The following is a 19,896-nucleotide window of genomic DNA, read 5'->3' as shown; positions in this document are numbered from 1 at the left end:
TTTGTTTTTTATAAGTTTGCTGCATTGAATTCTTTTCCATCCACTGTGATGTTCCTGTATCTGATATCATTGGCATCCTCTGTGACAAACAAGGGACGTCCGTCCGCTTTCTCGTAATGGAAATTTACATTGTCCAAGGTGATGTTGCGTGCATGGCGGATGTAGAAACCTTTGGCGGGAATCGTTCCGAACATCCACGGTTCAGGATATACTTTCTCTTGTTCGGGAGGAGTCAGAAGTCCGTCGGCTTCTGTATATCCTCCTTGGTGATAGATATGAATATCGCTCAGTGTCACATTTTCAATAAGGGCTCCCGGTATTCCGCTGATAATGGAGGAGTAGCGCGAGTCGGCATTAAATACATTGACGTGGCTGATGAGGATGCGTTTCATTGTGCCCACGGGCGTTCCTTGCGGGCTGCGCATCCGGGCTCCTAACCGCAGGAAGATAGGGGCGTTGACAATATCGCGCATCGTGATGTTGCTGATGACGATATCTTCCAGTTTTCCCCCGTCTACCGTTTCCAGGGCAAGACCTCGGCAACGTTCGAATATGCAATTGGTAATGGCTATGTTTTTAAAATTGCCACTGGATTCTGTTCCTAGTTTGATACGTCCGGTTACAAACCCGTGATCCGGTGCTTGGGGTTCGTCTCGTTGCCAGGTACAATCCAATACACTGCCACGGTCGTATCCGCTGACAAAACAATCGGAGATGGTTACATTTTCCGTATCCTTGAAATAGCCTAATCCGTAGGACGCTTTAAGCACGATAGCATCATCCCAGGGAGCGTTGACTGTACAATGACTGATGCGGACATTTTTGCAGCAGTCTATGTCAAAACCGTCCCGGTTGGTATCTACTTTCACGTTCAGAATGCTGAGATTATCTACTCCTGTAGCCAGCAGACCAAAATGACCGCAATGCAACAAAGAGAAGTCTTTCAGTGTCACGTTCTTGCAGAGTTTCAAGCTGATGGCTTTGTTGCCTACACCGGGCAGGCGGCTTTCCTCACGGGTGAGTCCTTTGCCATAAATCAGTCCCGGTCCGCTGATGGTGATGTCTTCCAGACCGATTCCCCAAATAAGTGAGTTCTTCCAATGACTGTGCCCGAAATCCTGGAATTGGGTGTGTTCATTCGGTTCTGCCAGGTCATAACCTTCCGTTGCTGATGGGAAGGCGCCTACAATTTGTGCTCCTTGTTCTATGTACAAATGTATATGACTGGCCAGACGTATGGAATAGCACGCGTATTCTCCGGCGGGGAAGTAAATGGTTCCTCCACCCTGAGAGGCAGCTTCCTCAATAGCTCGATTTATGGCAGGGGTGTCAATGGTAGTACCATCGGCTTTCGCTCCGTAATCTTTTACATTGTATATCTTTGCCTGTGCTGTCCATGTGCTGAGGCATAAAAGGAAGAGTATGAGTTGTTTCATGGTCTGTCTTTGCTTTTACTGAATGGGCATTAGTTTGAATTTGTGTAAATAAGATGCATTGCCATACATGGTATGTTCATCGGATAAATTCCAGAATCCGTCTTTGGAGGTAGGGTGGGCATCCCAGTCAATCACTGCCCAGCATAATCCGATTTCATTTCCTTCTTTTAATAAAGTAGGGCAAGATAGTTCGGGACCATCGGCATCCGCATGGTCAAAGGGAGTGATATAAAATTCCAATGTCAGCTTACCCGGTTCACCCTCCTTGAAAGAGTACTGATAGGCATAATCAGCGTATGGCTTTTGTTTCAGCCATACTTGAGGACCCCATAACATACACCAGTCATTGCCGTGAGCCGGGGTGAAGATGTGATAGTTCTGGGCATGGCATCCGTGAAATTTGAACCAAGCCTGCCATACGTCTTTGGGAGCTGTGGGATGAAAACGGTCGATGAACGGTCCCCCTGAACAATCGCCATCCACCACTACTTCAAAAATATCCGTGTTCAAGGAGTTCTCACTGAACCGCCAATAATTATCGTATGCTTCATATAGAAAATACAACTTCTGAGTTTCTGCACACCAACCTACTTTGACACTGACTTTCAAGGTGGTGGTATCTGGCTGTGCATGTTTTCCCTCGTCTTCCTTTAAAGCTGTTTCCGTTATCTTATAATCAGCCGGAACGCAATCCCAGTCGTGGGTATTGCCATCTATGGCAGGAACCTTATCTGCCGGAAATTGGTACACCTTGAATTCTTGTGCCTGGGCAGACAGGCATAGGAAAAGGAAGAACAGGTATAGATACAATCGTTTCATTTTGATCGGGTTTTATGTTCTTTCTCGAATAATCCGGGTAGCATGAAATAATTATAATCTGCTCGTTGGTAGAAACAAAAGTAGAGCTTTTCTTGCGGTTTCCACGGGTATAGGGCAGAGATGACAGGGGCATCTGTCTTTTTACCGGAGTTGAATAAAGCAAGCGGGGATGCTTGTTTATGTCCGTCGGACAGACGAATATCGGAACCGATGGGAGATACCCCATGAACCGTTCTCAGTTTCATGCTTTCACCATAATAGGTAGTAAAAGCGTTTCCTTCTATACTGAATACATTATGGAAGCAGGAGGCTGCCGGAATACTGTTGTCTGTTACGGCAGGGTCGTCTGCGCCGTCGCATGCACCGAAAGCCCAGCAAAGTTTGAGCTCTTCGGGTAATCGCTCACCGGAAATCTCCATGATAAAACCATTACTATCTGTCAATGGACATACAATCAGCTTTATTTCACCTTCTTTCCATAATTTATCTTTAATGGTATAAGCCTGTCCCTTTTTCTTGACACTGCATTGGTCCAGCCAGCAACTTTCATTGCCGCAAACCACTCCCAGACGGAAAGTTCCCGCACCTTTGGATAAGCGGAAGGGAAGAGTCTGGGCGTTGTTGCTAAAGACAGACAACAGCATACAGAGAAAGAACGGAAGTAGCCACCGGCTATAATTCCATGTTGTTTTCATAGCTGATATTGATTTGTGCGTTCTTATTGTTTTTTTCTTCCACACGGCTGCCGTCTTCTACTTGTAACCGGACATCTTCCAAGTGGAAGTCTTCGGTAAAGATAATGCTTCCTGCTTTATTTACCTTGGCTTTTATGCCGGAAATATGGAAATTCTGCAAAGGCAGTTCCTCATTCCAGCCTGCAGCGGTGATAAAGGTTTGCACATTAGTAGCTTTTACATCGCTGAGCCATACATTACGGAAATGCGGATACCCTTTTTCTTTAGGTGTGACAGGAGTCAGCATAACCTTCCAATGTTCGGGAATCTCTTTTCCTTCATATTCAGCCGGTAAGGTAGAATAACTATAGCTGGGGTTCCAGTTAAGGTCCGCTGCCAGTACATGGCGGACATTGTCTGCTGTCACTTGGGTCATGTAGATATTTTCTACGGTTCCACCGCGGTTCATGGCAGATTTCAGACGGAGGGTGGAAGAGGTTCCGTATGCTTGAAGGTTATATCCCAAGACATTTCGGATGCAGCCTGAAGTTTCGCTGCCGCAGGTAATAAGTCCCGCACCTTTACGTGCAATGCATCCACGAACAATGATATTTTCGGTGGGACGGTTTACACGCAGGCCGTCGGCATCCCGTCCGGCTTTCAGGCAGATATTGTCATCGTTGCAATCTACTTCACAGTTTTCAATCAGGATATTGGTGCTGGAATCAATGTCAATACCATCCGTACTGGGACCATGCCCCCCTACGTTATTATTGATTTTCAGTCCGTTCAAGGTACATTGGTCGGAATACAGCACTTGGCAACCCCAAAATCCGGTACGCATCAAGGTAAAGTCTTTTAGTGTTATATGGCGGCTGTTCGAGATGAGCATTCCTCTTACTCGTTTGCAGTCGTAGTCCACGATCCACCGCAGTTTGCGTTTCTCGTAATCCTTCCGCATGGTCCAATATTTATCCCAAAATATTTTTCCACGACAATCCAACGTACCTGCTCCGCTGATAGCTGCGTTTTCTGCATCCAGAATATTGATGACTGCCGAGGGCCATACCATTTCGATACCTGCCACGCGGGAGCGCATTTCGGGGTATAAATCTATATCCTCGCTGGCTATCAGCGTCGTACCTTGGTTGAGGTGGAGGTTTACATTACTTTTCAGGTAGATGGCACCAATCCGGTAGTATCCCGGGGCTACTTCCACTGTTCCTCCTCCGGAACGGTGGCATTCGTCAATAGCTTTCTGCAGGGCGGCAGTGCTTAACTGGGTACTGTCATTTTTCAATCCGTAATCGGCTGCTTGGAATATTTTTCCCTCAGGATAGGTTTTGGCTCCTACTTGGGCAGTCCACGAAAGGTCAGGAGTTCCCATCCCTTCTCCCCATTGGAATCCGGAGAGGGATTGGGCATTGGTAAAGAGGGTACCTAAGGTAAATGATAGGGTTAATAATAATGTTTTGTTATTCATTTGTTCTTACTTTTAAATTAATTGCCGTCCGGCTTTTCAATTTCTGTAAACGGGCTGTCATTCCATTTGAAACTGTCCAAAGCATCCGGATGTGCAGGATTGTAACCGGAATAGTCGCTGCGCAAATAGTTAGAGATAGGTAATCCCGCTTTCTTTATCCCTTCAATGATACATTTGGAGATTTGATAAGCTCCGTAAGGATTGAAATGAGTATTATCTGCCAATACCCTGTTTTGTCCCGGATAGGTTCCGGCAGGATAATGTACGAATGCCTTTTTGGAAGGTTCCACTCCCATTGCTTCATAGAGGGTACGGGTCATTTCGTTGAGATCGATCAAAGGAACGTTTTCTTTGGCAGCTAGCCAACGCATTGCTTCGGGATAATCTTCGTGAGTATCTCTGATTTTCCCGTTTTCATCGAAACTGCGGCGTTGTGTCGGGGTTACCAGTACAGGATAAGCTCCTCGTGCCCTTGCCTCATCAATGAATGTTTTCAAGCTGGTCATAAATGAATAATAAGCTCCTTTACCGGGACCTTTTTGCTTTTGGTCGTTATGACCGAATTCCATAAAAATATAATCTCCGGGTTTCATTTGTGTCAATGCCTTTTTCAGTCGTCCTGCACCGATAAAAGTATTGGCGCTTTCGCCGGATTCTGCATAATTGGCAAAACAAATGCTGTCATTGAAGAAGCGGGGAATCATTTGTCCCCAGCTTGCCCAAGGTTCATTGTCCTGGTCTACTACGGTAGAGTTACCGCATAGGAATACTGTGGGTACATTATTTACTTTCTCAATAATCAGTTCGGACAATTGGGGGGCATCCCCGTTGAATTCCAAAGTTAGTTTGTCATCCCAGTTCAATTTTTGGCGTTCACGCGGTTTGATGCGTACATTTTCTTTTTCCGAAATATGTGTGTTGCGCTTGTTGATCACAAATGTACAAGGTTTTAACTCCCCTTTTTTTGTCTTCACATTTTCGAAGAAAAGGCGGCGTGATTCTCCTCGCACTGTTGTTTCTCCGGCAGCGCGTTTGTTTCCTATCACGACTGTGACGTGGTAGTTGCCATCGGGTACCGTAATAGAGAAAAAGAATGGGGCTGTACTTTTACCTTCCGGAGAGGGCTGTCTGTCATATCCGTATCCCTTTTCCTCCGAGTATCTGTCGGCGGGAGTTATTTTGGTATAACCGTCTTTAGTTTTTTTACCTGTGGTAAAATCGAATTTGTAAGTTTGTGCTTCGACTCCTAATGTCGCTAAAAGTCCAAGAGCTAATAGGGCTATCTGTTTCATGATTGATATAGATTGTTATTAATTGATTTTCGGTTTTAGTTCATCCGGAGAGTCATTGGTATAAGATTTTATGTCACCGGCTGTTTTTGTGAACAACTCACTGATTTGTTGAGGTGTTACAGTAAATTGCGGACGGAACTGGTCCGAATTCATATAATCCAAAATGGCTTTATGCATCTGACGAGCTACAATGCGTTTCTCTGGCTGGGAGGTAATGTCCATGCTTGTCATGAGCACTTTCCCATTTAATACATTGGCTTCGAATAACATACCTATCTTGCGGCTTATGAACCAAGTGTCAATGCTTTGAACCGTAGGTTGGAAAGCGGGTGGAAAGTGGGTGAATTGCATCACTTGAGCATGATTCAGCAGTTCCCACCATTGTAGATTGCTGTGATATTCTGTCGGAAACTGACGGAATAACGGGTGTTTGGGGTTCACTAAGATACCTGTGGTATGAGGAGGACGCATTTTGAACCAGGAGGTGTTCCAGAATACAGGAGTGAATTGCTGAACCACTTCTTTACCATAACTCACTTTGCCCGCAGCTGTAATAAGCACATTTCCACCATGCTGAAGAATTTCCAAGGCTTTCGAATCCAAGGTATCGGTAGTGTATACTTTTCCTTCGGCTATTGTCACTTGAGCGGGATAAACCCAGAAATTCCAGTCATTTACAGCTTCTGTTCCTGTAATGCGTATTTCCAGATTCAGCTTTTTAGCCTCTTGGATATCAGTAAGCGGAAACTCAAGGCTACCAGTGTGATTTAAATTTCCGATAGGGATGTCTTGTGTTGCCAATGTGCCTTGCGCATATACTTTGCCATATTCGTCTTTTAACGTATATACAATTTCTGCTTGTTTTAATGTCTTGGCACCAAAATGAGCAACTTCAATATCCGCCTTTAAAATCTCATTGTTATTATATACAAATTTATCTGTACGCATCAGTGGAACAGTAGGTGAGCAAAAACGTCTCCATTCTGCAGAGTTGATATATCCTTTTTCTTCAAAGAAAACATCAAGAACACCTACTAGTGCAGTTCCCTGACCCGAATAATCGTTCAGTGCCAATAATTGGAAACCGGCATAATCAGGCGTGCGGAGTGTCTTTTCTATTTCATATTTATAACAAAGGGCTTGCAACTTTCCGCTGGCCATCATAAATAGATGGGCTTGGTCGCTCATGTGGTTATCAGCCAGAATGTCTTTGAAAATTTCGAAGTTCTTAGCTTTATTAACACCTGTATATTTACGTATTTCATTGAAATTAGGGAAAGCACACCATTGACCTGTTTCATGGGATACATAAGGTTGTTTCACTGTGTCAAGATGATTCTGGAAACGATAATCGTCTTGGGTGGATGGCTGTCTTCTAGACCAGGTCAGGCCACGTGCCCCTGCCTTTACATGATATTGGTTGCGGGGTTGCCATTGCCATCCGTTGCCTACCGATGCTCCGGTATATACATGTCTGGGATCCTTCTTTTCCCAATATTCTACGAACTTGGTCACCCATTCTACCCAGCGTCCGCTAGGTTCGTTTCCGCATGCCAACATGCAATAAGAGGCATAGTTGCCATATTCTTTGGTTAATGCGATGGTTTCGTTCATCAAATAGGTGTCAATAGGTTGTCCCAAACCTAATTTAGGACCATGATTGGGCCAGCTCGGACCTTCGGGTTGCAGATAGAATCCTACCCGGTCGGCAGCTATAAAAGCGGCTTCGGGAGGACAGAATGAATGGAAACGCATGTGATTCAGTCCATAACTGCGACAGATACGGAATACTCGTTCCCAACTTTCTACATCCATCGGGGCGTAACCGGTCAACGGGAAGTCACAGTTCTCAACTGTTCCGCGAAGCTGAGTTTTACGCCCGTTTACATAAAACCATTTACCTTTGATTTCAAATCGGCGCATACCGAATTGTATTTCTTTTATCTCAGTTTTTTTCCCATTGGTGACTTCTGCTTTCAGTTTGTACAGAGCCGGATGAAATTCATCCCATAGCAGCATATCATTCCCCATAGGTAATACCATTTCTGTTTCCGTTACTCCTTTGTTAAGTTTGATTTCTTGTTGTATGGCGGGAACTATATGCTTTTTATCCGTATTGAAACTCTCCGCTGATAATTTTATTTTTGTAATGCCTGCACCTTTGATGACGACTTTGACACGTGCCAGTTTTTGTTCCGGTTCCGGATATATTTGAATATCATCGAAATATGTTTTCGGAGTCGTTTGCAGACAGATGCGTCCTACAATACCGTTCCAGTTTCCTTGAGTTTGGTCGGTTATGCTGTGTGAATCCGGTCCAACATTGATTTCTTTGATACGATTATCCACTCGGATGGTGATAGTACATTTTCCGGGACGGACATAACGGGTTATATCATATTGATGGGGAACGCAAAGACTATTCTGCATTCCTGTCTTTTGTCCGTTCACCCATACAGTTGTTTCTATATGGGGACGTTCCAGAAACAACAAAATACGTTCACCTTTCCAGTCGGCAGGTATATTCACCTCTTTCTGATACCAAGCAGCTCCTACATAATGTTTGTCAGGAGTCAGAAAGAATGGAAATTTAATATTACCTTCTTTACGGTATTTTTCCATGTATGGATTATAATAGTAAGAACTGTCATAGAGACTGCCTGTCCATTGGGTCTTTGCGGTGACCTCATCACCTTTCAGTTTCTCGGGCATGGAGCCGGGCAGGTTGATGCAGTCATTCAATGTGTGGCTGAACCATTTTTCTTTTTCTCCATTATCCTGACGGTCTATACTGAATGACCATTTTCCGGATAAGTCAATAATTTTTTGTGCACTTAACGAGAAGCACATCCATGTTAGGCAGATTGTCAATAACGTTTTTTTCATAGTATCTTTTTACTTTGAATTTGATGTTGCTAAATTAAGGTCTTTTCATTTGCATGTAAATAGAAAGAAGTACATATAGATGGAAATTCGTATAAAATAAGGGTAATGTGCGATATATTTGTACGATTTTACATGGATATGCCTTGTATGTGCAGAAAAAAGTCCAAATCTCTTTTTATCTTTGTATGCTCACAATTAAATCATTGTATACATGAAAAAACGATTATTCAGTTTGCTCTGCTTGTTAGGGGCAGTTTCCGGATTATTTGCCGGTGATACGGCTTATTTGTTCTCTTATTTCATTAATGACAGTCGGGACGGTCTTCATTTGGCTTATAGTTTGGATGGGCTGACATGGACTCCCCTGAATCATGGAAAATCATTCTTGATACCCACGGTCGGGAAGAACCGTCTGATGCGTGACCCTAGTATTTGTCAGGCGCCGGACGGAACCTTTCACATGGTGTGGACTTCCAGTTGGACAGACCGGATTATAGGTTACGCTTCTTCTCCCGATTTAATCCATTGGAGTGAGCAGCGTTCTATTCCGGTAATGATGCATGAGCCTGCTGCACATAATTGCTGGGCACCTGAATTGTTTTATGATGAACCTTCGCAAACTTATTATATTTTTTGGGCAACGACCATTCCCGGACGTCACAAGGAAGTGCCGGTCATTGAGAGTGAGAAAGGGTTGAACCATCGTATTTACTATGTTACGACGAAGGATTTTAATACATTTTCTGAAACCAAACTGTTCTTTAATCCTGATTTTAGTGTGATTGATGCAGCTATTGTACGCGATCCGGTGATGAAAGACTTGATTATGGTGGTGAAGAATGAAAACTCGTTGCCGGCAGAGAAGAATTTGAGAATAACACGGACAACACGAATAGAGGATGGATTTCCTACTACTGTTTCTCCTTCTATTACAGGAGATTATTGGTGCGAGGGACCTGCGCCACTTTTTGTAGATGATGTTCTTTATGTCTATTTTGATAAATACCGTAATCATCAATATGGAGCAGTTTGCAGTCGTGATCATGGAAAGACGTGGGAAGATGTGTCTGATCGTGTATCTTTTCCAAAAGGAATCCGTCACGGAACCGCTTTTACCGTAGAGAAGGCTGTACTTGATAAATTGCTTCGTATCCATAACTTTAATCCTCTTGTTCCGGATAATATTGCTGATCCTTCTTTATCCAAATTTGGTGATACTTATTATCTTTATGGTACTACTGATATTGATAAAGGGTTGTCACAAGCAGGTACTCCTGTGGTATGGAAATCTAAAGATTTTGTAAACTGGAGTTTTGACGGGTCACATATTGTGGGATTCGATTGGCATAAAGGACATGAATATGTCAATGCTAAAGGAGAGAAAAAGACGGGATATTTTCGTTATTGGGCACCCGGTAGAGTAGTGGAGAAGAATGGTGAATATTATCTTTATACCACTTTTGTAAAACCGAATGAGAATGCACGTACCTATGTGCTGAAGTCCGACCGTCCCGAAGGTCCTTTCCTTTTTGCCGGACGTAATTCTATATCTTCTCATTCTTTGGATGGGTTTGATCAATCTTGTATTGCTCCGGATATAGATGGGGAACCTTTTGTGGATGATGATGGAACTGCTTATTTATTCTGGCGCCGCCGGATGGCTGCCCGTATGACTGACGATTGGCAGCATTTAACCGGTGATACTATTGTGATGAGTACAGCTCGTCAAGGGTATTCGGAAGGGCCGGTTATGTTTAAACGTAAAGGTATTTATTATTACATTTATACTTTGAGAGGGAATCAGAATTATGTAAATGCTTACATGATGAGCCGGCAGTCCCCTTTGTCGGGCTTTGAAAAGCCCGAAGGCAATGATATTTTTCTTTTTTCATCCATTGCCAATAATGTTTGGGGGCCGGGACATGGAAATGTATTTTATAATGAAGAAACAGACGATTATATTTTCGTATATTTGGAGTACGGTGACGGAGGAACTACCCGCCAAGTATATGCTAATCGGATGGAATTTAATGAGGATGGCACTATAAAGACACTTGTTCCTGATGAAAAGGGAGTTGGTTACTTGGCTGTCAGCCAGGAACAGCGCGAAAATAAGGCGCTGAAAGCTTCTTTCAGTGCATCCAGCGTACGTTCTCCCCGTACTTCTAAGGTTGAAATAGAAACTCAGCCTAATTGTCCTTTGGCTGATAAAACTTCGCTTGTCAAGGTGGAACGCACACATATATATCACCCTGGAAATGCAGGCGACCAGTCTAATGGAACACGCTGGATGGCAGAAACAAATGATGATCATCCTTGGCTGATGGTGGATTTGGGTGAAGCCATGCAAGTAACGGAGTGTCAATTTGCCTTTGTACACCCTGCTGAAGGTCATGCCTGGCATCTCGAAAAATCCAATGATGGCACTAATTGGCAACCTTGTGCCGAAGTAAAAGAGGTGAAGGCATGTTCACCTCATGTGGCAACGGTGGGAGATAAAGTACGTTATTTGCGTTTGCACATAGATAAAGGTGCAGCCGGATTATGGGAATGGAAAATCTATTAAATTACTATTTTATCATGAAAAAACGATTTGTGACCGTTCTTTTGGCTTGTTCTTTGGCCGGAGGACTTTTTGCACAACAGCCTTGGTTTAAAGACAAGGATTTGACCTTGACCGGTGCTTATTATTATCCTGAGCATTGGGATGAGAGTCAATGGGAGAGAGATTTTAAACAGATGCACGATTTGGGTTTTGAATTCACCCATTTCGCGGAATTTGCTTGGGCGCAATTGGAACCGGAAGAGGGAAAATATGATTTTTCCTGGTTGGATAAAGCGGTGGCTTTGGCTGCCAAATATGATTTGAAAGTCATTATGTGTACTTCTACGGCAACTCCACCGGTATGGCTGAGCCGTAAATACCCTGAAATTTTGATTAAAAATGAAAATGGTACCGTGCTTGATCACGGAGCACGTCAACATGCTTCTTTTGCTTCTCCCGTTTATAGAGAACTGGCTTATAAAATGATAGAGAAGTTAGCTCAGCATTATGGAAATGATTCCAGAATAATCGGCTGGCAGCTCGATAATGAGCCGGCCGTACAATTTGATTATAATCCGAAAGCCGAACTGGCTTTCCGGGATTTTTTGCGTGAAAAATATCATCATGACATTAAAGCATTGAATGATGCCTGGGGAACGGCTTTTTGGAGTGAGGTTTATTCTTCTTTTGATGAAATAACTCTTCCTAAAACTGCCCAGATGTTTATGAATCATCATCAGATTTTGGATTACCGCCGTTTCGCTGCCAGTCAGACAAACGACTTTTTGAATGAACAATGTTTGTTGATAAAAAAATATGCAAAGAACCAATGGGTGACTACTAACTATATTCCTAATTATGAGGAAGGACATATAGGTGGCAGCCCTGCACTTGATTTTCAAAGTTATACTCGCTATATGGTGTATGGAGACAATGAAGGTATTGGTCGCCGCGGATATCGAGTAGGAAATCCGTTGCGTATTGCTTTTGCCAATGACTTTTTCAGACCCATACAAGGTACTTATGGAGTAATGGAACTTCAGCCAGGACAGGTGAATTGGGGGAGTATCAATCCGCAACCGCTGCCCGGAGCTGTCCGTTTATGGATGTGGAGCGTATTTGCCGGTGGAGGCGACTTTATCTGTACTTATCGTTATCGCCAGCCTCTGTATGGTACGGAACAATATCACTATGGCATTGTAGGTACAGACGGAACAACGGTAACTCCCGGTGGACGTGAATATGAGCAGTTCATGAAAGAAATCAGACAGCTGCGGGGACAGGTTGCTGCTCGTGAGGTGAAACCGGCCGATTATTTGGCGCGTCGTACTGCCATTCTTTTTAATCATGAAAATTCATGGAGCATTGAGCGCCAGAAGCAAAATCGTACATGGAATACATTGGGGCATATTGAGAAATATTATCGCACGTTGAAATCTTTTGGTGCGCCTGTAGATTTTATCAATGAAAGCAAGGAGTTTTCCTCTTATCCTGTGGTCATAGCTCCGGCTTATCAATTGGCTGACAAGGCATTGGTAGATAGATGGACTGATTATGTAAAGAAGGGTGGTAATTTGGTCTTAACTTGCCGTACAGCCCAAAAAGATCGCCATGGACGTTTACCCGAAGCTCCTTTTGGTTCCATGATTAATGAACTGACCGGTAATGAAATGGAGTTTTATGATTTATTACTTCCTGAAGAACCTGGCAAATTACGGATGGATGGAAAAGAATATACATGGAATACTTGGGGGGAGATATTGAAACCGGGTAAGGATTCACAAGTATGGGCTACTTATACACAGGAATTTTATGAAGGAAAACCGGCAGTCACTACTCATAAGTTGGGAAAAGGTACTGTTACTTACGTGGGAGTGGATAGTACGGACGGATTATTGGAGAAAGATATTTTGAAGAAACTATATGCGCAATTGAATATTCCTGTGATGGATTTACCATATGGTGTTACTTTAGAGTACCGCAATGGTATGGGGATTGTATTGAATTATACAGATAAACCTTATAAATTCGTACTTCCCTCGGGAGCCAAAGTGTTGATAGGAGAGCCGGTAATTCCTACAGCAGGAGTATTGGTATTTTCTATTACTGATTGAAAACGTATGATTGATAGAACAAAAAGGAGCGGCTTCACAGTCGCTCCTTTTTACTTAACCTAAATCTAACCTTTAAATCATAGTCTATGAAAAATCGATTCACTAACCAATCATATTATTAATTTAATTTGTAAACTTCACTTCCGGCAAGCAGGAAACATCCTACTCCAAAATCTTCAAAATCGGGTACTTTGTCGTATGTGACAGGTTGACTGTCTTTCGGTTCTTTTCCGGTTCCTTGTACAAGTCCTAGGAAGCCGTTAGGGTGAACGGCATCTTTCACCATAGCATTCCATGCTTCCAACAAGACTGGCAGGTATTCTTTTCTGTCCAACAGTCCGTTACGTACCCCCCATGCCATGCCATATACAAATAAAGCGGTGCCACTGGTTTCTTTACCTCCGAAGTTTGATTCGTCATGCATACTTACATTCCAAAAACCATCTGTGCGTTGGCAATTTTTGATAGCTTTACTCATGGTCAGGAAATCATTGATATAGTCGGCACGATGTTTTTCATTAGTAGGAATTTCATCCAGTACACGTACCAGTGCTGCATATACCCATCCATTGCCACGACTCCAATAGCAATTCTTACCGTTAGGTTCTTTGTAGGGGGGATCAAAGTCTTGGTCCCTCCACCACAGACCTTCTTTTGGGTTGTACATGCCATTCTCGCCATGTTTGTTACGGGTATATTCATACATATCCCACATCTTGTCGAAATATTTTTGTTCTCCGGTCAATTTTCCAAGTTTGGCAAATACAGGCATTCCCATCTGGATGGCGTCAATCCACCACCAATCATTTACTTGAGGAGTGTTAACCAGCATATCTATATTAGCTTTGACCTTACGGATTCTTTCCGGATCGGGACAAATGTTATATAAATCAATGTAAGTCTGGCTGGCACAGTAATCATCAGCATTGCGAGTGGTGGTACCGTTGCGAAATCCCCATTCGTGGTAATTTGACCAATCGACAGCATATTTATAATATTCATCGCGTGGATAAACGGAGTAAAGAGCCATTAATCCTTCATAATATACTCCGCGTGTCCAGATATTACTAGGACGCGTTACATTTTTTACAAAAGAAGGAGTACGATAATCGGCATACTTCTTCATGAAGTAATTATTGACTTTTATAACAGTCTTCAACGTTTCTTTTTTGTCCGGCAAGTCTTGTGCTTTTACAACTCCAAAACCTAATGCGACAAAAAAGAATGATAGTATTAATTTTTTCTTCATCATGTTGTTTTAGTGTTTTAATGGTAGCGCAAAAATAGGATGGTCTGGGATTTTCTACAATGGAAATGTGTACATCTTCCTTGAATATTATGCATGTGTACGCATTTCGAGTGTGTTTTTTATTTATCAGTGTTCTTATTGGGCTATTTGTCTTTATTTGCAGATCGTTCATAAATCTTTTCCCCTTCTTTTATCTCTAGTTCCAAACCTTTAAAATTAACATTGGCCACATTTGAGATACTTAATCCTTTTTGAGCTTTGATATGGCAATTCTCAAAAAAGAATGTATCATTTCCGAATGGAGCCTCTTTAAAACCATACATGGTTCCTGCTGATTGTGCTTCTCCATTTATATTCTTGAAATGGATATTGCGCAAACAGGTCAGTGGATAATGTGCAGGTAGAAGCGGAGGAACCATACGCCATTCCATATTGATATCAAAGATACTGCGTGCTCCTTTGATGATAATATCTTCAAAAGTGATATTTTCCACAGTTCCGCCACGGCTGGGCTGGCTTTTAAAACGTAAGGGACTCCAGTTTTCGTTATCCATCAGGCAGGAACGTATGGTCACATTGCGTATGTCGCCTGATATTTCACTGCCCATAGCCACTCCACCATGACCGTATGCGAAATGACAGTTCTCTATCAGAATGTTTTCACTGGGACGTCCTACTCTGCGTCCGTCCTCGTCTCGTCCGGATTTGATGGAGATACAATCATCATGTGCCTCAATGCGGGTGGAAGTAATCAATATATCATTGGACGAATCGATATCTATGCCATCGGAACTGGGTATATATTCCAATGCACGGATATCGATTCCATCTATAGTGAATCCGTTTGTGTAAAGTACATGAAGACACCATGAGGCCTGATTTATCATTTTTAAACCGGAAATCTTACCTCCCGGGCAATCTGTGAAACATACCAGTCTGGGGCGTCCGGAGTTTCCGAATGGAATTTTTTTCCATTCTACTCCTTTACCATCAATAACTCCTTCACCATAAACTTTAACTCCGTCTGAATGGTCGAAATTCAAGAAAGCACATCGCCACCTTTTTTCTATGCCTTCAAAACGGGTAGGGATGACAGGAAATTCATTGGGGTCGACAGTGCTGATTAGTTTGGCGTTTTTTTCTATACGTAAATCTACACCACGTGGGAAGAATAGAGCGCCGCTTAGATACTCCCCGGCAGGAATAACTATCGTTCCGCCTCCATTGTGAGCTGCTTCATTAATGATACGTTGTAAAGTGGCTGTTTCCGAATAGCCATTTCCTTTTACGCCATATTCTTTAATGTTATATTCTCTGTTATTTTTTCCGATAGATATGAGCTTGCTTTCCCATGCTTCCAGTTTAATGGTCAGACGGGTGCGATTATTGACAATTGTTGCATTTATCGGTTGGAGTGTGCCATCTGTTGCATTCCATTCTTTTACAACTCCTACTTTATCAAAGTCTGCTGTAAATTCTGTAGCTTTATTCCCTTCATTGAATATGAAGTAGAGGTCGCCATCGGGCATTACTCTGCGTGTGTAGCGGATAGAATCATTGTCAGGTGAAATGATTTTCATTTCTGGTTCCGGAAGGGAAGAGCTTACATGTGCTGTCCATCTGGTGGATGGCTCAATCCTGCTGTTGGTTAAATCTGATAGGGAACCAGGAGCAGTGAAATTTTTGTCAATGAAAGAAGCGGGCTTCTTTCCCCAAAACAGGACTTTTCCTCCACGTGAGGAAAATGTTTCTATTACTTTCCAGGCAGATACGGAAATAACATCTGATGATGGGATAATCAATGTTTCATATCTTTGGCTGCTTTTATTTTCCAGATAGCCGGGACCTATGGTCAGTGCTTCCGTAAAAGCATCATCGTTTATGTAGTCAAAATCTCGTTGATGAGTTAACAGCTGTTGGGTAAGAGTGACGATATCCTTATAAACTTCATTGTTACCCAGCCACATAGTAGATGTGGGGTAATACATGGCAATCCGTGCTCCCGGCTTCCCTTGGCTCATCAGGTAAGTAGTGCGATTTGTATATTCATTCAGGCCTTTCATACCAGGATCACTCATCCAATTGCGATGTTTGGATCCTGCCAGCCAGAACATGAATTCAAAGAAGTTAATCCCTCGGGCAATCTGATGATCTACAACAAATTTGGCTTGGGGAATGGTAGGAGAGATGTGGTAAGCTGCAAAACTTTCGCTGAATGCTCTAGGTTTTCCATAAACATGAGCTACAGATGAGGCTAGTTTGGGGAAATCATTAAGGGTACTGGGCCATATTTGGTTCCAGATTGCATCTACTCCGGGTATTTGAACTTTACTTAAGGCTCGAAAATAGTCTCCTTCAGCTTTTACACATGCGGGCATTTCATGTTCTTTGTTAAGATGGGTAATATGGGCTACTCCATTGGCTGCACACCAATCGGCTTGTAATTTGAAAAAGTGGGTGGCAAACAAGCTGGACCAGACATCCCAATAATCGGCTTTTACTCTTTGTTCCTGTATGGTAGGCGAAGCGGTAAAAAAGGAGGCTAGATAGGGAGTCGGATCGTACCCTTTTGTATCTTTGAATGTTTGGACAATGGAAGGAGTCCAAGGTAAATGTGCATAATCGGGTTCATCTCCCCGGAAACCAAGTACGGTGGTACCCAGCTCTTTACCAAGATATTTTTTATACTGTTTGTGTGTCCAATCAATGAATTGTTGTACGGCAACAGGGTTCAGATAATCACACAGAGAATTAGTGGCATCTTTACCGCCATTAGGATTATTAACGGCTCGGGTTACAGCCGTCCGAAAGTCGCTTTTGACTAATAGGATCTTCCAGTCATCCAGCCCGGCGTTGAAACTTATTTTTCCATTATTAATTTCTACAGTTCTGTTAGGAGCGCCGGATGTACTGACGGCTACCGCACTGATGATTTCCGGTGCTATTTTATGGTTTGTCATTACTTCTCCCCGTTTTATCTGTATGGTATCACCTATCACAAGAGCTTGCATTCTCAAATCGGGACGTTCCTGTGAGAATTTTCCTCCTGCAAATCCGCTGGGATATTTTCCTTCATCAATAATCCAGACTTTCATGTCTCGTTTTTTGGCTTCAACTACTCCGGTGCGAATTGCTTTAAACCATTCTTCGGAAAGATATTTGAAAGGTAGTTTGTAACCTGCTTCAAATATTACGGCACGGAATCCTTTCTTTTTGATAGAATCCAAGTCATTGCAAATAGTCTTTTTATCCATTTTCCCTTCCCAACCCCATATTACATGGTTGGCAAATTCCACAGGAGGTTCTGCAAATTGTTGTTCTAGACGGGAAAGGGGTGTTTCATGAATGCCTTGCCAGGATTTTATTTCATTTTTTGAAAATAAGAAGTTGAAATAAAAAAGGGAAGCAATAAATAATAGTATCTTTTGCATGATGTTTATGATTAGAGTTGAGTTTTATATGCATAAGGGCGCATCAAAGCGCCCCTACAACAAAAGGATATCCGTTACAGTTTTTAGAGGAATCCTTCATGCTAATCTTAATATTATTCTCCTAAATAATAGGAGGGGACAGGAGCTTGTGGGTATCCCATGGAACGATGAGCTACATAGCTTCTATATATTCCGTCCTGCATCAATGTGGTACGACGGTCTTTTGCCGGAAGATTGGTTGTGTAGATACGTATTTCACCGGGTAATGCGGTTATTATTTCTTCACGCCAGTCTCCATATAAATCTGCAATCATTAAGATATCACCTTCAATATCTTGTGTTAGTGTTTCTCCTTTCCATTTTACAATACTTAGTGAACGACCGTTTGAAGAGGAACTTGCCCCCCATCGGTTATCATCTCCTTTAAATGTTTCACGCAATAAGTCACCGTCCCACCAGGCCCAATTACGGCAGGAGGGCACTTCCTCATTTTTACCTAAGGGTTTACCGTCAGCCGAAAGTAGATATTTGTCTGTGCTGCCTCCTTTACGGTCTTCGCTGGCAAAACATTCCAGACCTTTATGGACCGGATCAAAATCAGCAACCATCCCATCGCCTACATGGAATGTCTTATGACCGATATTCCATACCGGTTGTCCTGTTCTGGCATCCACAACACAAACGCCACGTCCGTTCTCGTGCCAAGGTTCCAGACAAAGGAACACTTCCATACCCGGACGATCCGGGTCGATATCAGTCAGATAGATTTTATCAGGGTGTCCTAATCCGGTAGACCATAGTAAAGTCCCGTTATCATCAAGCATGCATGAGCCTAATAGAATTTCATCTTTTCCATCTCCATCCACATCACCACATACCATATTATGGGAACCCATGCTTCTTACTACGGGATTTTCTTCATCACCGTCCCATCGCCATGCACGTTCCAGTTTGTTATCTTTCAGTTGCCATGCATCTACAGTCATCAGTTTGTAAGTGCCACGACATGCCAATATATAAGGAGTCTTGCCGTCCAGATAGGCCATTCCTATTTGGTTACGGTTTTGCCGGACCAGATTTCCATACCTGTCATTCCGTTCAGGCCAGTCCACGCGGGCAATTTCTTTTCCGGTCATTCCATCCCATACACTTAGATATTCTTCACCGGAGTCTACCCGTCCTTTTTCATTTCGTTTGGTCGTTTCCGGAGCTGTTTTTAAGGCAATTTCTGCTTTGCCATCTCCATTGAAGTCGTATGCGATGAAAGGGGAGTACCAAACACCGGGCTCAATACCTTGTCCTAAATCTTTAGACCATAAAAAAGTGCCGTCACTTAAATAAGCCTCAATTTGGTAAGTTGAACCATCCAGAGTACCGGGCATTCCGGGATCCACATTTTTTTCTGGGGTACGAATGATATAATCGTAAATACCATCCCCGTTCAAATCAGCAACGGCTATTTTGCCTGCTTTTATATTACGGTTCAATTTAATGGATTGATAGTTTTTCAATAAAGAACAGTCCACATCCAATTTGGAAGATGTGTTAATCACTTTTTTCTTTTTATCTAATGCACAGATCCAATAGGTTGCTTTTCCGGCAACGGGAGTTTGGTCAACAAAGTCACAGGTGTTTTTAATTGGATTTTTTGATAGGCGCTGTGTCTTGCCGTTTGCAGAACGGTAGAGGTGGAAGGGAGTGTCTGTTTTATCTTGTTCCAATAGCCTCCAACTGAGGTAGATACCTTTCCCGTCTACAGATGAGGTGGCCGTTAACCCTCTGTCTAAGTTCTCTTTTACTCTTTCTGTTGCAAAACCTTTGATTTTCGGTTTGGGCTCATGGCGTGGTTCTAGTATTTCATAATAATATGTACGTTCACGCGAGTCCTGAGCTGTCATGTTTATTGATATGCTAAGCAACAGCAGTACCGAGCATAATCCTATAAGTAGGTTCTTGTTTTTCATCAT

At 42.8% G+C, this 19,896-nt stretch carries 11 protein-coding genes; 2 read left to right on the top strand and 9 right to left on the bottom strand.

Annotated elements, in window-relative coordinates:
- Nucleotides 1-8 precede the first annotated feature (8 nt).
- From GKD17_RS17160 to GKD17_RS17135, 6 genes are read right to left on the bottom strand one after another with little or no spacing between them, the layout of a single operon-like run.
- A complete protein-coding gene (locus GKD17_RS17160) occupies nt 9-1,436 on the bottom strand; it encodes a rhamnogalacturonidase (protein ID WP_007831516.1) in 1,428 nt (475 codons plus the stop codon).
- Between the two features lie 15 nt (nt 1,437-1,451).
- Complete coding sequence (locus GKD17_RS17155; RefSeq protein WP_007831518.1) at nt 1,452-2,255, bottom strand: hypothetical protein; 804 nt, start codon at nt 2,253-2,255, stop codon at nt 1,452-1,454.
- On the bottom strand, nt 2,252-2,950 hold the full coding sequence (locus GKD17_RS17150) for a DUF4450 domain-containing protein (protein ID WP_007831519.1): 699 nt from the start codon (nt 2,948-2,950) through the stop codon (nt 2,252-2,254). The genes GKD17_RS17155 and GKD17_RS17150 overlap by 4 nt, the downstream gene beginning before the upstream one ends.
- Nucleotides 2,928-4,412 (bottom strand): glycoside hydrolase family 28 protein, encoded by a 1,485-nt coding sequence (locus tag GKD17_RS17145; RefSeq protein ID WP_007831520.1) that lies wholly within the window; start codon nt 4,410-4,412, stop codon nt 2,928-2,930. The genes GKD17_RS17150 and GKD17_RS17145 overlap by 23 nt, the downstream gene beginning before the upstream one ends.
- Nucleotides 4,413-4,429: 17 nt before the next feature.
- Nucleotides 4,430-5,704, bottom strand: coding sequence for a rhamnogalacturonan acetylesterase (locus tag GKD17_RS17140; RefSeq protein ID WP_007831521.1), 1,275 nt, complete (start codon nt 5,702-5,704; stop codon nt 4,430-4,432).
- A gap of 18 nt (nt 5,705-5,722) precedes the next feature.
- A complete protein-coding gene (locus GKD17_RS17135; protein ID WP_007831522.1) occupies nt 5,723-8,590 on the bottom strand; it encodes an exo-beta-1,4-galactosidase in 2,868 nt (955 codons plus the stop codon).
- 211 nt (nt 8,591-8,801) lie between these two features.
- Between GKD17_RS17135 and GKD17_RS17130 the strand changes: the two genes are divergently transcribed.
- Both GKD17_RS17130 and GKD17_RS17125 read left to right on the top strand, forming a co-directional pair.
- On the top strand, nt 8,802-11,156 hold the full coding sequence (locus GKD17_RS17130; RefSeq protein WP_007831524.1) for a family 43 glycosylhydrolase: 2,355 nt from the start codon (nt 8,802-8,804) through the stop codon (nt 11,154-11,156).
- On the top strand, nt 11,135-13,249 hold the full coding sequence (locus tag GKD17_RS17125; RefSeq protein ID WP_007831526.1) for a beta-galactosidase: 2,115 nt from the start codon (nt 11,135-11,137) through the stop codon (nt 13,247-13,249). Before GKD17_RS17130 ends, GKD17_RS17125 begins: the two co-directional genes overlap by 22 nt.
- A 118-nt stretch (nt 13,250-13,367) precedes the next feature.
- On the opposite strand, the gene GKD17_RS17120 is transcribed toward GKD17_RS17125, so the two are convergent.
- The 3 genes from GKD17_RS17120 to GKD17_RS17110 all read right to left on the bottom strand — a co-directional run bounded on the left by GKD17_RS17120 (nt 13,368) and on the right by GKD17_RS17110 (nt 19,896).
- The gene (locus GKD17_RS17120; RefSeq protein WP_371741508.1) at nt 13,368-14,498 is read right to left on the bottom strand and encodes a glycoside hydrolase family 88/105 protein; all 1,131 of its coding nucleotides are present in this window, start codon (nt 14,496-14,498) and stop codon (nt 13,368-13,370) included.
- Nucleotides 14,499-14,641: 143 nt separating this feature from the next.
- Complete coding sequence (locus tag GKD17_RS17115; RefSeq protein WP_007831530.1) at nt 14,642-17,929, bottom strand: glycosyl hydrolase; 3,288 nt, start codon at nt 17,927-17,929, stop codon at nt 14,642-14,644.
- A gap of 113 nt (nt 17,930-18,042) precedes the next feature.
- The gene (locus GKD17_RS17110) at nt 18,043-19,896 is read right to left on the bottom strand and encodes a rhamnogalacturonan lyase family protein (RefSeq protein WP_007831532.1); all 1,854 of its coding nucleotides are present in this window, start codon (nt 19,894-19,896) and stop codon (nt 18,043-18,045) included.

The sequence above is a fragment of the Phocaeicola dorei genome (assembly GCF_013009555.1).
GTDB lineage: Bacteria > Bacteroidota > Bacteroidia > Bacteroidales > Bacteroidaceae > Phocaeicola > Phocaeicola dorei.
This window is presented reverse-complemented; position numbering and strand designations above follow the sequence as displayed.

Bases quoted from the DNA above. Each gene is read 5' to 3' on its own strand.
- GKD17_RS17160 (WP_007831516.1), bottom strand. From the start codon at position 1,436: ATGAAACAACTCATACTCTTCCTTTTATGCCTCAGCACATGGACAGCA.
- GKD17_RS17155 (WP_007831518.1), bottom strand. From the start codon at position 2,255: ATGAAACGATTGTATCTATACCTGTTCTTCCTTTTCCTATGCCTGTCT.
- GKD17_RS17150 (WP_007831519.1), bottom strand. From the start codon at position 2,950: ATGAAAACAACATGGAATTATAGCCGGTGGCTACTTCCGTTCTTTCTC.
- GKD17_RS17145 (WP_007831520.1), bottom strand. From the start codon at position 4,412: ATGAATAACAAAACATTATTATTAACCCTATCATTTACCTTAGGTACC.
- GKD17_RS17140 (WP_007831521.1), bottom strand. From the start codon at position 5,704: ATGAAACAGATAGCCCTATTAGCTCTTGGACTTTTAGCGACATTAGGA.
- GKD17_RS17135 (WP_007831522.1), bottom strand. From the start codon at position 8,590: ATGAAAAAAACGTTATTGACAATCTGCCTAACATGGATGTGCTTCTCG.
- GKD17_RS17130 (WP_007831524.1), top strand. From the start codon at position 8,802: ATGAAAAAACGATTATTCAGTTTGCTCTGCTTGTTAGGGGCAGTTTCC.
- GKD17_RS17125 (WP_007831526.1), top strand. From the start codon at position 11,135: ATGGGAATGGAAAATCTATTAAATTACTATTTTATCATGAAAAAACGA.
- GKD17_RS17120 (WP_371741508.1), bottom strand. From the start codon at position 14,498: ATGAAGAAAAAATTAATACTATCATTCTTTTTTGTCGCATTAGGTTTT.
- GKD17_RS17115 (WP_007831530.1), bottom strand. From the start codon at position 17,929: ATGCAAAAGATACTATTATTTATTGCTTCCCTTTTTTATTTCAACTTC.
- GKD17_RS17110 (WP_007831532.1), bottom strand. From the start codon at position 19,896: ATGATGAAAAACAAGAACCTACTTATAGGATTATGCTCGGTACTGCTG.